The sequence below is a fragment of the Micromonospora noduli genome (genome assembly GCF_003264475.1).
GTDB lineage: Bacteria > Actinomycetota > Actinomycetes > Mycobacteriales > Micromonosporaceae > Micromonospora > Micromonospora noduli.
Map to the genome: position 1 here is coordinate 608,777 of NZ_PYAC01000012.1, position 13,122 is coordinate 621,898.

Below are 13,122 nucleotides of genomic sequence, written 5' to 3' on the forward strand. Positions count from 1 at the left end.
ACCTCACCTCTGCTCGCCGGTACGGATCACGGATGCGCCAGCGCCGGCAGCGACTGTCGATTCCCGCTCGACCTGGTCGGAAACCGGGTTGCCGTTGTGCTGGCGCAGTGGCACCTCCTTGATGAAGGCCACCGCGATCAGCGCGATCAGCGCGAACGGGGCGGCGGCCAGGAAGATGTCACCGGCGCCGTGGCCGTACGCGCTCTCCACCACCGCCCGCAGCGGGCCGGGCAGGGTGTGCACGTCGGGCAGGGCGCCGCCGCTGCCCGAGCTGGAGGCGGGGATGCCGAGTTGGGCCAGCCCGTCGGCGGTGTAGTCCTTGACCTTGTGGGCGAGCACCGCGCCGAGGGCGGAGACGCCGATCGCGCCACCCAGGCTGCGGAAGAACGCCACCACCGAGCTGGCTGCGCCGAGTTCGTGCGGGCCGACGGTGTTCTGCACGGCGAGGACCAGGTTCTGCATGGTCATGCCCAGGCCGACGCCGATCAGCAGCATGTAGACGCTGAGCAGTGTGAAGTTGGTGTCGGCGCGGAGGGTGCCCATCAGCGCGAAGCCGATGGTGAGCAGCGCCGACCCGATCACCAGGTACCGCTTCCAGCGACCGGTCTTGGTGATGACCCGCCCGATGACCGTGGAGGCGACCAGCAGGCCGAGGATCATCGGCAGGGTCATCAGACCGGACATGGTGGGGCTCTGCCCGCGGCTGATCTGGAAGTACTGGCCCAGGAAGATCGATGCGCCGAACATGCCCACACCGACCGCGATGCTGGCGATGACGGCGAGGGTGATGGTGCGGTTGCGGAACAGCCGTGGCGGGATCATCGGCTCGGCGGCCCGGGTCTCGACCCGGATGGCCAGCGCGCCGAGGACCAGCGCGCCGACGACCATGGCGGCGGTCTGCCAGGAGGCCCAGGCGAACTGGTCGCCAGCGAGCGAGACCCAGATCAGCAGCACCGAGACGGCCGCGGTGATCAGAGTGGCGCCCCACCAGTCGATCTCGGCCTTCCGCTTGATCACCGGCAGGTGCAGGGTCTTCTGGAGCACGATCAGCGCGATGATGGCGAACGGCACGCCGACGTAGAAGCACCAGCGCCAGCCGAGCCAGGAGGTGTCCACGATCACGCCGCCGATCAGCGGGCCACCGATGGTGCCGACGGCCATCACGGCACCGAGGTAGCCGCTGTAACGGCCGCGTTCGCGGGGCGCGATCATCGTGGCCATGATCACCTGGGCCAGCGCGGTGAGACCGCCGGCGCCGACGCCCTGGAGCACCCGGCAGGCGATCAGCTCACCGGTGCCCTGGGCGAGGCCGGCCAGCACCGAGCCCAGCACGTAGATCCCCAGGGCCAGCTGGACCAGCGTCTTCTTACTGGTCAGGTCGGCCAGCTTGCCCCAGATGGGGGTGGTCGCGGTGGTCGCGAGCAGGGCCGAGGTCACCACCCAGGTGTACGCGGACTGGCCGCCGTGCAGTTCGGTGATGATCCGCGGCAGCGCGTTCGAGATGACCGTGGAGGAGAGGATCGCGACGAACAGGCCCAGCAGCAGGCCGGAGAGTGCTTCCAGGATCTGCCGGTGGGTCATGGTCACGGCGGTCGCCTGGGGAGGCACTGTCGCCTGGCTCATCGTTTGTTGCCTCCGAGCGGAGTCGAGGTGGAACGGCGGGGCTGGTACGCACAGGCCGCCTGTGAGTTGCCTGAGGCAAACGTATTACTTGGTTGCCTGAAGCAACAACTTGTCGGACCGGCACCCTATTCCCGGTTCCGTGCGGCTACTGCCAGGACTTCCCTGGCACCGTGCGGCTACTGCCAGGAGTCGTTGAACCGGCCGAGCAGCCGGGCGAACTCCTCGACGTCCCGCTCCGGCCAGCCGTCCAGAGCGCGCAGGAACTCGCCCAGCCGGGCCGCGCGGGCCACGTCGAACCGGCGCTGCCCCTCGTCGGTCAGGCTGATCTGCGCGGCCCGCCGGTCACTCGGATCGGGGTCGCGGTGCACCAGACCGAGGACCTCCAGGGCGTTGATCTGCCGGCTCAGCGTCCCCTTGCCCACGCCCAGCCGCGCCGCCAACTCGGTCAACCGGATCGACCCGCTACGCCGCAACCAGAGCAGCAACCCGTAGGTGTTCGGCTCCAGGTTCGGGTGCACCTCCCGGGCGATCTCCCAGGAGACCGCCCGGCCACGGCGCAGCAGAGCGGTCAACTCGTGCTCGACCGCCCGGATCGGCTCCGGCAGGTGCTCGTCCACGGCGTAGAGACTACGGCGCGACCGGCTCGCCGGCGCCGGAGAGTCGACGCCGCATCACCGGGCGTAGGTGCCCGTCCTTGGTGGTGCCCTCGATGACCACGTCGGCCCCGCGCCCGTGATGGGTCAGGGTGGCGACGGCGTTACCGAAGTACGGGCCCGCCAGCTTGCGCCAGCGCACCCCCGGTCGACGTACGCCCGCCGAACGGGCCAGCGCCCGGGTGGCCCCGGCGGGACCGGGCGACCAGCCCAGCCGCATCAGCGGACGGATGCCCGCCGGCACCTGGTTGTGGATCGGCGAACAGGTGAGCTGGTGCACCGGGGTCACCACCGCCGGGTCCGCGAACCGGGCCCGCGCCACGTACGAGTGGTGCACGTCACCGGAGAGCACGCTGATCGACGCCGGTGGGGCGTACGCCGGGCCGGCCCCGATCCGCGCGCCGGACTGCCGCGGGGTGCCGGTGCCGATGCGGGCGAACGTCTCCGCGAGCGCCTCGAAGGACCGCCGGAACGCCGCCCAGTGCTCCAGGTCCAGGGCGCGGCGCAGCTTCTCCGCCCCGCGCGCCACCCACGGTCGGCGTGAGTCCGCCAGTTTCTCGTTCCATGCCTCGATGTGGTGGATGCCCTGCGGCAGCAGCCAGGGCAGTGAGGCGCCCACCACCAGGTGGTCGTAGACCCCGTGCGCCTGGTCGAGGAACCAGGCCCACTCGCCGGGCGGCAGCATCGCCCGGCTGTTGGGCTCGAGCACCCGGCTGCACCGGTTGTCCAGCATGACGAGCCGGGTCCGGCCCAGGTCCAGTGCGTAGCTCCACTGGTACTGCACCGCGCGCCAGCGCTCGGTGTCGTGCGCCAGGTCGGACTCCTGGTCGACCCGGTGACCGAACTCGCGCAGCACGCTGGTGGCGTCCTCGGCGGCGGCGACCTTCGCGAAGACCGGATCGGCGACGATCTCGTCGGGGGAGAGGTTGCCCAGGTGCTGGTAGACCCAGTACGAGGCGAGCCCACTGCCGATCCGCTCCTGCCACCACGGCTGCTCGCGCACCTCGGCTCGCCACGCCGCCGAGGTGTTCCAGTCGTCGATGATCTCGTGATCGTCGAAGATCATCACGCTGGGCACTGTGGAGAGCAGCCAGCGGATCTCCGGGTCACGCCAGGACTCCAGGTAGAGCTTGGTGTACTCGTCGAAGCTCACCACCTGGTCGGCCGGAGCACCCTTCGGCCGCCGCCGCCGTCGGCGCAGCAGTCGGCGCACGGTGGGCGAGGTGACGTCGGCGTAGACCTGGTCACCGAGCAGCACCAGCAGATCGGGCAGCGGGTTCGACTCCGGGTCGGCCATCAGCCGCCGGGCGTACGCGTCCAACGCGTCCGGTGGCAGTTTGCGGGTGGTGGCGTGCTGGGTGGTCTCGCGACACGAGCCAAAGATCAGATTTACCGGCTGGTCCCGATCGTCGGCGGCCCGGGTGCGGATCACGCTCGGCGGGAACCCGCTGCTCGGCACCGGCCAGACGATCTCGTCGTCGACCAGCACCTCGTAGGTGGTCTCGCTGTCCGGGGCAAGGCCCTCGACCACCACGAGGGCGTAGTGGTGGTCGTACGCCGAGAAGGTGGGCGCGGTGCCGGTGGCGCCGCCGGCGGTGCGGACGGTGACCACGGCGGGCGCCGCCGTCTCCACCCAGATCGTCGCCCGGGTGTCCACCACTCGCCGCAGAAGTGGGCCGATGAGGAGGTGTGCGGCGGGCATGCGGCCGAGCCTACCGCCGGTTCGCTGGTGCCGGCCGGGTGCGGTGCTGAGACCCCCAGTACCGCGCGCGGGAGCGGTGGGCTGAGGCTCCGGGCACCGCTCGGGGTGCGGTGGCTGAGGCTCCGGGCACAGCTCGGGGTGCGGTGGCTGGGACGCCGCCGCCGGCATCTGACAGGATTCCGGCATGGCCGAATATCTCGTCCTCGCTCTGGTCCTGCTCGGTGTGCTGATCGCCGGCACAGTCGGGCTGGTCGTGCCGCGATTGCGGCGACGGCCCGAGCCCCCGCTGCCACGCACGGAGGTCGACACCAGGGCCGAGGAGGATCTCGCCGGCCCGCCGGTCGAGGCACCGGAGTCCGATCTGTCCACCGGCGTCCTGGTCGAGCCGCCGCCGGTGCTCGAACCACAGGTCGAGGTCCCCGAGCCGACCGCCGGGCGGCTGGTCCGGCTCCGCTCGCGGCTGTCGCGCTCACAGAACGTGTTCGGCAAGAGCCTGCTCGGCCTGCTCGCCCGCGACCACCTCGACGAGGACGTCTGGGAGGAGATCGAGGACAGCCTGATCACCGCCGACGTCGGCGTCGACGCCACCCGCGACATCGTCGACCGGCTCCGCGAGCGCACCCGGGTGCTCGGCACCCGCTCGGCCTCCGAGCTGCGGGCCCTGCTCGCCGCCGAGCTGGTCAACGCGCTCGACCCGAGCCTGGACCGCTCGTTGCGGACCGCCCCCAAGGACGGCGTGCCGGCTGTGGTCCTGGTCGTCGGCGTCAACGGCGCCGGCAAGACCACCACCTGCGGCAAGATCGCCCGGGTGCTGGTGGCCGACGGACGCAGCGTGCTGCTCGGCGCGGCGGACACCTTCCGGGCCGCCGCGGCCGACCAACTGGAGACCTGGGGCTCGCGCGTCGGAGCCGAGACCGTGCGGGGGCCCGAGGCCGCCGACCCGGCAAGCGTCGCCTTCGACGCCGTCAAGCGCGGCATCGACACCGGCGTGGACACCGTGCTCATCGACACCGCCGGCCGCCTGCAGAACAAGGTCGGCCTGATGGACGAGCTGGGCAAGGTCAAGCGCGTGGTGGAGAAGCAGGGCCCGATCGACGAGACACTGCTCATCCTGGACGCCACCACCGGGCAGAACGGCCTGGAGCAGGCCCGGGTCTTCACCGAGGTGGTCAACGTGACCGGTGTGGTGCTGACCAAGCTCGACGGCACCGCCAAGGGTGGCATCGTGATCGCGGTGCAGCGCAAGCTGGGCATCCCCGTGAAGCTGGTCGGCCTCGGCGAAGGCAAGGACGACCTGGCCCCGTTCGACCCGGCGCAGTTCGTCGACGCGTTGCTGGGGACCGAGGCCACCGGCCGGGACGCGTAGTCTCGGGTGACCACTGACGATCGCGCGTACGCGGGCTGGCGTGACCCCGGCCATCCTTCGCAGCGCCTCGGGAGACCGTACGTGACTTCGCAGGAGATCCCGCTGCACGGCGGCAACGTGAGCACCGTTGTCCGCGTGGGTGACACGGTCCGACGCAACGCCGGGCCGTGGACCCCGTCCGTGCACGCGCTGCTGCGCCACCTGGAGTACGTGGGGTTCACCGGCGCCCCCCGGGCGCTCGGGATGGACGAGCGCAACCGTGAGGTGCTGTCGTACCTGGAGGGGGAGTGCGGAGAATATCCGCTCGCCCCGCACTGGGTGACCGACGAGGCCCTGGTCACCGTCGCCACCATGCTGCGGATGTTCCACGACGCGCAGTACGGCTTCACCCCTCCGCAGGCGGCGGTCTGGCGCTCGTTCGGGCCCCCACCACCGGACACCGAGGTGATCTGCCACCACGACGCCGCGCCGCACAACGTGATCTGGCGTCCGGACGGCACCCTCGGGCTGATCGACTTCGACCTCGCCTCGCCCGGAGCGCGGATCTACGACGTGGCGTACGCGGCCTGGACCTGGGTGCCGATCTTCGCGGACCGGGACTCGATCACGCTGGGCTGGAAGCACCCGGACCGCCCGCGCCGTCTCCGGCTCTTCGCCGACGCGTACGGGCTGATCCCCCGGGACCGGCACCGGCTGATCCGGACCATCCGCAAACGGATCGTGGACCACGTCGAGGGGATCCGGCGGATGGCCGCCGCCGGTGAGCCGGCGTTCGTCCGGATCGTGCACAAGGGCCACCTGCGTCGACCGATGCGCGATCTGCGGCTGCTCGACTACGAGCGGCACACCCTGGAGAACGCCCTCCGCTGAGCGCCGGTCGGGCGATGCTCGGCCGGGGGGTGTCAGGCGCACCGGTCGATGCCGCTGACCGGTCAGCCATCGACGTTCACCGTCCGGTCGATCCACAGTCGTCCATGCTGCTGACTGTGCGGAGTTCGTGACACGTCCGAAACAACCCGTCACGAAACGGAAACCCGCACGGGACCCAAAGTGAAACAGCCGGCCGCGAAGCTTCCGCGCAACCGGCCTACGGGCGACGCTGCCCCGGAAAGCCGCGAAGGAGGACTTCACCTTTAGGAGGCCAGCGTGCCTGAAGCACCGACGATCGACGGCGCCAATACCACGTGGCTGCTGGTTTCGACCGCGCTCGTGCTGCTCATGACCCCCGGACTGGCGCTGTTCTACGGCGGCCTCAACCGGGCCAAGGGCGTACTCAACATGATGATGATGAGCTTCTCGGCTATCGGGCTCATCTCTATTCTGTGGTGGTTCTACGGATTCAGCGTCGCCTTCGGGGCCGACGTGAACGGCTTCTGGGGCGACCCGGGCGCGTACCTCGGCACCAAGACCTTCCTCGCCGAAACCGACCTGTGGGGTGCCACGGCGGAGAACCCCAGCGGCATCGGCGTCCCGCTCTACGTGTTCATGGCCTTCCAGATGGTCTTCGCGGTGATCACCGTCGCGCTGATCAGCGGTGCCATCGCCGACCGGGCCAAGTTCGCCGGCTGGCTGCTCTTCGCCTTCGGCTGGGCCACCCTGGTCTACTTCCCGGTCGCCCACTGGGTGTGGGGCGGCGGCATCATCGGCGGCGACATCCACGCACTGGACTTCGCCGGTGGCACCGCTGTGCACATCAACGCCGGTGCGGCGGCCCTGGCCGTGGTCCTGGTCCTCGGAAAGCGGCTCGGTTGGCCGCGTGAGGGCATGAAGCCGCACAATATCCCGCTTGTCGCGCTCGGTGCTGGTCTGCTGTGGTTCGGCTGGTTCGGGTTCAACGCCGGCTCGGAGCTGACCGTCGACTCGGTCGCCGGCCTCGCCTTCATCAACACCCAGCTCGCCACGGCGGCGGCGGTGCTCGGCTGGATCGCTGTCGAGTGGGTCAAAGACCGTAAGCCGACCATGGTCGGTGCCTCGTCCGGCGCAGTCGCCGGTCTGGTCGCCATCACCCCGGCCTGCGGCTTCATCGCACCGTGGGCGTCCGTCCTGCTCGGCATCGTCGCCGGTGTCGTGTGCGCGCTCGCCGTCAGCCTCAAGTACAAGCTCGGCTACGACGACTCGCTCGACGTGGTCGGCGTGCACTTCGTCGGTGGTTGGATCGGCTCGCTCTGGCTCGGTCTCTTCGCCACCAACTCGGTCAACGCCGCGATCACCGACGTGGTGGGCGCCTCCGACGGCCTCTTCTACGGCGGCGGCGCGACCCAGCTCGGGCGGCAGGCCCTCGCCGGCCTGATCGTCACCGCCTGGTCGTTCGGCATCGCCTGGGTGCTCGCCTTCGTCATCGAGAAGACGATCGGCTTCCGCGTCAAGGCCGAGGCGGAGGTCGAGGGCATCGACATCGCCGAGCACGCCGAGAGTAGCTACGACCTGTCCCCGGCCGGCGGCGGCACGGGCAGCGCGTTCGCGATGGCCGGCATCGGCACCCCCGGTGGCGGCGCGACGAGTGGTGCCAAGCCGGAGGCGGAGCCCGCCGAGCCGGTCAGCGAAAAGGTCGCCGGTTAACGTTCCTGGGATGGAGGGGTTGGACATGAAACTGGTGACCGCAGTCATCAAGCCGTACCAACTGGACGCGGTGAAGGAGGCCCTGCACGCCCTCGGGGTGGCCGGGCTGACCGTCAGCGAGGTTCAGGGGTACGGGCGCCAGAAGGGGCACACCGAGGTCTACCGGGGTGCCGAGTACACGGTCGAGTTCCTGCCCAAGATCCGGGTCGAGGTGCTCACCGACGAGATCGACGTCGACAAGGTGGTGGACGCCATCGTCGGAGCGGCCCGCACGGGCAAGATCGGTGACGGCAAGGTCTGGGTCACCGGTGTCGAAGAGGTCGTCCGGGTACGTACCGGCGAACGCGGCCTCGACGCACTCTGACGCGGCCACTACCGACATGACCTCGTTGATCAAGAAGAACGCGTCAGGACCCGCCGATGACGGCGACGCGAACCTCTTGATCAACGAGGTCGTCGGCGTTCCCGGGGGGATCGGGGAAGCGGCCCGGCGGGGGCGGGCCGCCGCCTACGACTCGTTCCTGCGGGGGTTGCTGCCGGAGCGGGACGGGGTGGCACTGCTGGCGGTCGGAGGGTTGGGTCGGCGGCAGTGTGCCCCGTACGGCGACCTCGACCTGGTGCTGCTGCACGCCGGGGTGCCCGGCACTGACGAGTTGGCCGCCTCGGTCTGGTACCCGATCTGGGACGCGGGCCTGCGGCTCGACCATTCCGTCCGCACCGTCGCCGAGGCGCTCTCGGTGGCCCAGGACGACGTCAAGGTCGCCCTCGGGCTGCTCGACGCCCGGTTGATCGTGGGGGATCAGGCGCTGGCCGACGCGCTGATCCGCACCGCCGCCGATCACTGGCGACGCACCGCGGTCCGGCACCTGCCCGGCCTGCGGGAGGTCACCGAAGCCCGTTGGCAGTCCCACGGTGAGCTGGCGTTCCTGCTGGAGGGCGACCTCAAGGAGGCCGCCGGTGGTCTGCGTGACGTGGGGCTGCTGCGGGCGATCTCCGCCGCCGGCATCACCGACGCGCTGCGTCCCGCCGTACGCGCCGCCCACCTGCGCCTGTTGGACACCCGCGACGCGCTGCACCAGCAGGTCGGCCGACGGGTCGACCGGCTGGTCGCCCAGGAGCGCGACGGAGTGGCCAACCTGCTCGGCCTGCGACAACTCCAGCCCGGCGCGTCTGACGGCGCGCGGCGGCCTGGAGCCGTCGTGGAAGACGGCGACGCGCTGCTGCGTCGGGTCGCCGGTGACGCCCGCACGGTCAGCCACGCCTTGGACGACGCCTTCCGGGCCGCCGACCGGCTGCGCTCCGGCCGCTCCCGGGGTGGCAACGGCCGCCCCGCCCGCCGCCCGGTCGCCCGCGACGTGGTCGAACACGACGGCGAGTTGGTGCTCGCCCGCACGGCGATCGGGGCGCGCCCCGACCCGAGCCTTTCGCTGCGGGTGGCCGCCGCGTCGGCCACCACCCGGATCCCCATCGCGCGGGCCACCTGCGAGTGGCTGGCGGCGTACTGCCCGCCCCTGCCGGCTCCCTGGCCGGCCGAGGCCCGGGCCGCGCTGATCACCCTGCTCGGCGCCGGCGCCGGCCTGGTGCCGGCCTGGGAGACCTGCGACAGGTACGGGCTGGTCGACGGCTGGCTGCCCGAGTGGACCCGGCTGCGCAGCCTGCCCCAGCACAACCCGGTACACCGCTTCACCCTCGACCGGCACCTCGTGCAGACCGCGCACGAGGCCAGCCGGCACGCCCGGGAGGTGGAGCGCCCCGACCTGCTGCTCCTCGGCGCTCTCCTGCACGACATCGGCAAGGGCCTCCCTGGTGACCACAGCACCGTCGGTGTGCCGGTTGCCCAGGCGGTGGCCACCACTGTCGGTCTGCCCACCGCGGAGGTCGAGCTGATCGGCAAGCTGGTCCGGCTGCACCTGCTGCTGCCCGACGTGGCCACCCGCCGGGACCTGAGCGACCCGGTCACCATCGCCTCGGTGGCCGAGGCGGTCGGTGACACCGGCACCCTCGACGTGCTGCACGCGTTGGTCCGCGCCGACGCGGCGGCGACCGGGCCGGCGGCCTGGTCCGACTGGAAGGGCCGCCTCGTCGCCGAGCTGGTCGCCCGGGTTCGCACCGCGCTGGACACCGGCGTACTCCCCGAGCCACCCGCCCCGAACCCGGAGCTGCTGGCCGGGCCACTGCCGGTCGTCCACCTGACCGGCGACCGGGTGTCGGTCGCGGCGGCCGACCGGCGGGGTCTGCTCGCCACGGTGGCCGGCTGCCTGGCGCTGCACCGGCTGGAGGTGATCTCCGCGGACGCCTCCGCCGTCGACGGCCGGGCCCTGGTCGAGTGCCGGGTGCAGCCCCGCTACGGTCTTCCGCCGGACCCGGTCCCCCTCCGCGCCGACCTGCGCCGGGCGGTCGCCGGCGACGTGTCGGTCATCCAACGGCTGCGCGGCCGTGCGCTCGCCAGCCGTGGCGGTGGCGCGGCTCCACGAGTGGTCTGGCACCGCGAGGCGGCCACCGACGCCGTACTGCTGGAACTGCGCGCCGCCGACGCCGCCGGGCTGCTCTACCGGGTCGCCTGCGCGCTCGACGAGGCCGGCGCCCTGGTCCGCGCGGCCCGCATCTCCACCCTCGGCGCCGACGTGGTCGACGCCTTCTATCTGGTCGGCGGTTGGCCGGACGACGCCACCCGGGCCCGCCTGGAGGCCGCGGTCCTCGCCGCCGTCTGATCCACGGTTGCCGTCCTGGCCGAGGCTGCCGTCCTGGCCAGCGCTGCCGTCCTGGCCAGCGCTGCCGTTCGGGCCGAGGCTGCGGTTTGGGGGTCGAGGCGTGCTGCCTCTGCGGCTACCGGTTCTCTTCGGCGACCTCGCGGCCCTGCCACCTCGGCCCTGCCACCCGGGAGCAGCCGTGAAGCAGGCCCGCCGACCCTCGTGCCCCTTTCAGCGCTATACCTCAGAGGCATATTTATACCTCTGAGGTATAGCGCTCTCCGCGATGTCCGCCGTCGATTGCGTCCGCTGACGTCTGTCAGCTCTGCTTGCCGCCGCCCGCAAGCGCCGCCCGCAAGCGCCGCCCGCAAGCGCCGCCCGCAAGCGCCGCCCGCAAGTCCGTCGGCTAGCAGCGCCGGACAAGTGGGCGCCGTGAGCGGCCGGGCGGGCAAGGAAGGGCGGGGGCAGGGACGGGGGCGGGCCGTAACCGGCCGGTCCGGACAGGGAGAGGCGCGGGGCGGACAGCGGGGGCGGGCTGCGGCAGCGGGTACGTCCGGGGGCGTAGTGGCGGTGCCGCTCGTGGACGCACGTCGAGCGGCAGCTGCGCGGGCAGAATGACGGCCATGCGACGAGGCGGGCAGTGGCGGTGGCCGGAGGTGGCGGCGGATGCCGCGCTCGCCCTGGTGCTGCTCGCGTTCGGATTGCTCGCCACCGGTCTGGCCGGGGACAACCAGCCGGGGTCGAGGCCGGTGGACGCCGCCAGTCGGCTGCTGATCGCCGTCGCCGCGCTCGCCCTGCTCGTCCGGCGGCGTGCTCCGGTCGCCGCCCTCGCCGTGGTCACCGTGGCCACCTCGACGTACCTGCTGATCGGCTACCCGTACGGGCCGATTCTGGTCACGTTCCTGGTCGCGGTCTACACCGTGGCCGTGTGGCTGCCGGTGCGATCGGCGGCGCTCGCCACCGGCGGCGCGTTCGTTCTGTTGTTGGCGCACGTCTTCTTCGGGCGGGGGCCCGCGCCGGGTTGGACGGGAGTGCTGCCCGCGGCGGCCTGGGTGGTCGTACCGTTCGCGGTGGGGGTGGTGGTGCGGGTGAGCCGTGAGGCGACCGCGCGTACCCGTGCCGAAGAGGCCCGCAGCCGAGTTGAGCAGGCGCGACGGCAGGCCGACGAGGAGCGGCTGCGCATCGCGCAGGAGGTGCACGACGTGGTGGGGCACGGGCTGGCCGCGATCAGCATGCAGGCGGAGATCGCCCTGCACCTGCTGCCGAAGCGGCCGGAGCAGGCGGAGGTGGCCCTGACCGCGATCAGCCGGACGAGCCGCGAGGCGCTGGACGAGCTGCGGGTGACCCTGGGCGCGGTGCGGCGGGGTGCCGAGCGCGAGCCGGTACCCGGCCTGGCCCGGCTCCCCGCGCTGCGCGACCGGCTCGCCGGGGCGGGGCTCGCCGTCGAGGTGCGCGTGGTCGGGCACCCCCGGGAGGTGCCGGCCGCGCTCGACCTGGCCGCTTACCGGGTGGTGCAGGAGGCGTTGACCAACGTGCTGCGTCACGCGGGGGTGGCGAGCGCGGAGGTGACCGTGGACTACCGCGTCGACGAGGTGACCGTCGAGGTCACCGACCGGGGGATGGGCGCCGACCGCGCCGGGCCGGCTCCGGCCGACGACGAGGGTGGCCACGGTCTGGCCGGGATGCGCGAGCGGGTCGCGGCGCTGGGCGGGCGGTTGACCACCGGGCCGCGAGCCGGGGGCGGCTTCCGGGTGTACGCCGCGCTGCCCTTGGAGCCGACGACGTGATCCGGGTGCTGATCGTCGACGACCAGGACCTGGTCCGGCTCGGGCTGCGCGCGCTGGTGGAGAGCGAGGACGACCTGGCGCTGGCCGGCGAGGCGTCCGACGGGCTGCGGGCGGTCGAGTTGGCCCGTCGGGAACGGCCGGACGTGGTGCTGATGGACATCCGGATGCCCGGCATCGACGGCATCGAGGCGACCCGCCGTATCGTCGCCGACCCCGATCTGACCGGTACCCGGGTGGTGGTGCTCACCACCTTTGAGCTGGACGAGTACGTCTTCGACGCGCTGCGGCACGGTGCGAGCGGGTTCCTCACCAAGGACACCAGACCGGCTGAGCTGCTGCGCGCGATCCGGCTCGTCGCCGAGGGGGAGGCGCTGCTGTCGCCGTCGGTGACCCGTCGGGTGGTGCGGGAGTTCGCCACCCGGCCGTCCCGGGTGCTTCGTCCGCACCCCCGACTGGGGGCGCTGACCGATCGGGAGCGTCAGGTCGTCGGCCTGGTCGGTGAGGGCCTGAACAACGAGGAGATCGCTGCGCAGCTGGTGGTCAGCCGGGCGACCGCGCGGACCCACGTCAGCCGGGCGATGGGCAAGCTGGGAGCCCGGGATCGGGCCCAGCTCGTCGTGTTCGCGTACCAGTCGGGGTTGGTGTCGGGGTGAGGCCCGGGCCGGGCGACAGCGGCCCTACGGCCGGGCGGTTACCCTAGCGGTGGCCGGACTCCGCAGTGCCGGCCGCGTTGTGCCCGCCG

General features: G+C 72.1%; 10 protein-coding genes. 7 read left to right on the forward strand and 3 right to left on the reverse strand.

Annotation, left to right across the window (positions count from 1 at the left end):
• Positions 1-3: 3 nt before the first annotated feature.
• From MED15_RS17560 to MED15_RS17570, 3 genes are all read right to left on the reverse strand, one after another.
• Positions 4-1,581, reverse strand: a complete 1,578-nt coding sequence (locus MED15_RS17560; RefSeq protein ID WP_482805327.1) for an MDR family MFS transporter — start codon at positions 1,579-1,581, stop codon at positions 4-6.
• Positions 1,582-1,799: 218 nt separating this feature from the next.
• Complete coding sequence (locus MED15_RS17565; RefSeq protein WP_238681244.1) at positions 1,800-2,240, reverse strand: MarR family winged helix-turn-helix transcriptional regulator; 441 nt, start codon at positions 2,238-2,240, stop codon at positions 1,800-1,802.
• A gap of 10 nt (positions 2,241-2,250) precedes the next feature.
• Positions 2,251-3,978 (reverse strand): alkaline phosphatase D family protein, encoded by a 1,728-nt coding sequence (locus MED15_RS17570; RefSeq protein ID WP_112581996.1) that lies wholly within the window; start codon positions 3,976-3,978, stop codon positions 2,251-2,253.
• Between the two features lie 184 nt (positions 3,979-4,162).
• Here MED15_RS17570 and ftsY point away from each other — a divergent pair, with 184 nt between their 5' ends.
• From ftsY to MED15_RS17605, 7 genes are all read left to right on the forward strand, one after another.
• Positions 4,163-5,344 carry a signal recognition particle-docking protein FtsY gene (gene ftsY / locus MED15_RS17575; RefSeq protein WP_112603473.1) on the forward strand — a complete coding sequence of 394 codons (1,182 nt, stop codon included), beginning with the start codon at positions 4,163-4,165 and terminating at the stop codon, positions 5,342-5,344.
• A gap of 6 nt (positions 5,345-5,350) precedes the next feature.
• Positions 5,351-6,214, forward strand: coding sequence for a phosphotransferase (locus MED15_RS17580; RefSeq protein ID WP_181518597.1), 864 nt, complete (start codon positions 5,351-5,353; stop codon positions 6,212-6,214).
• 276 nt (positions 6,215-6,490) lie between these two features.
• A complete protein-coding gene (locus MED15_RS17585; protein WP_112603477.1) occupies positions 6,491-7,903 on the forward strand; it encodes an ammonium transporter in 1,413 nt (470 codons plus the stop codon).
• Between the two features lie 25 nt (positions 7,904-7,928).
• Entirely contained in the window at positions 7,929-8,267 is a 339-nt protein-coding gene (locus MED15_RS17590; RefSeq protein ID WP_172862163.1) for a P-II family nitrogen regulator, read from the forward strand.
• A gap of 16 nt (positions 8,268-8,283) precedes the next feature.
• A complete protein-coding gene (locus tag MED15_RS17595; protein ID WP_112581989.1) occupies positions 8,284-10,614 on the forward strand; it encodes a [protein-PII] uridylyltransferase in 2,331 nt (776 codons plus the stop codon).
• 602 nt (positions 10,615-11,216) lie between these two features.
• Entirely contained in the window at positions 11,217-12,380 is a 1,164-nt protein-coding gene (locus MED15_RS17600) for a sensor histidine kinase (RefSeq protein WP_244220483.1), read from the forward strand.
• The gene (locus tag MED15_RS17605; RefSeq protein WP_112581986.1) at positions 12,377-13,033 is read left to right on the forward strand and encodes a response regulator transcription factor; all 657 of its coding nucleotides are present in this window, start codon (positions 12,377-12,379) and stop codon (positions 13,031-13,033) included. The genes MED15_RS17600 and MED15_RS17605 overlap by 4 nt, the downstream gene beginning before the upstream one ends.
• Positions 13,034-13,122: the final 89 nt, after the last annotated feature.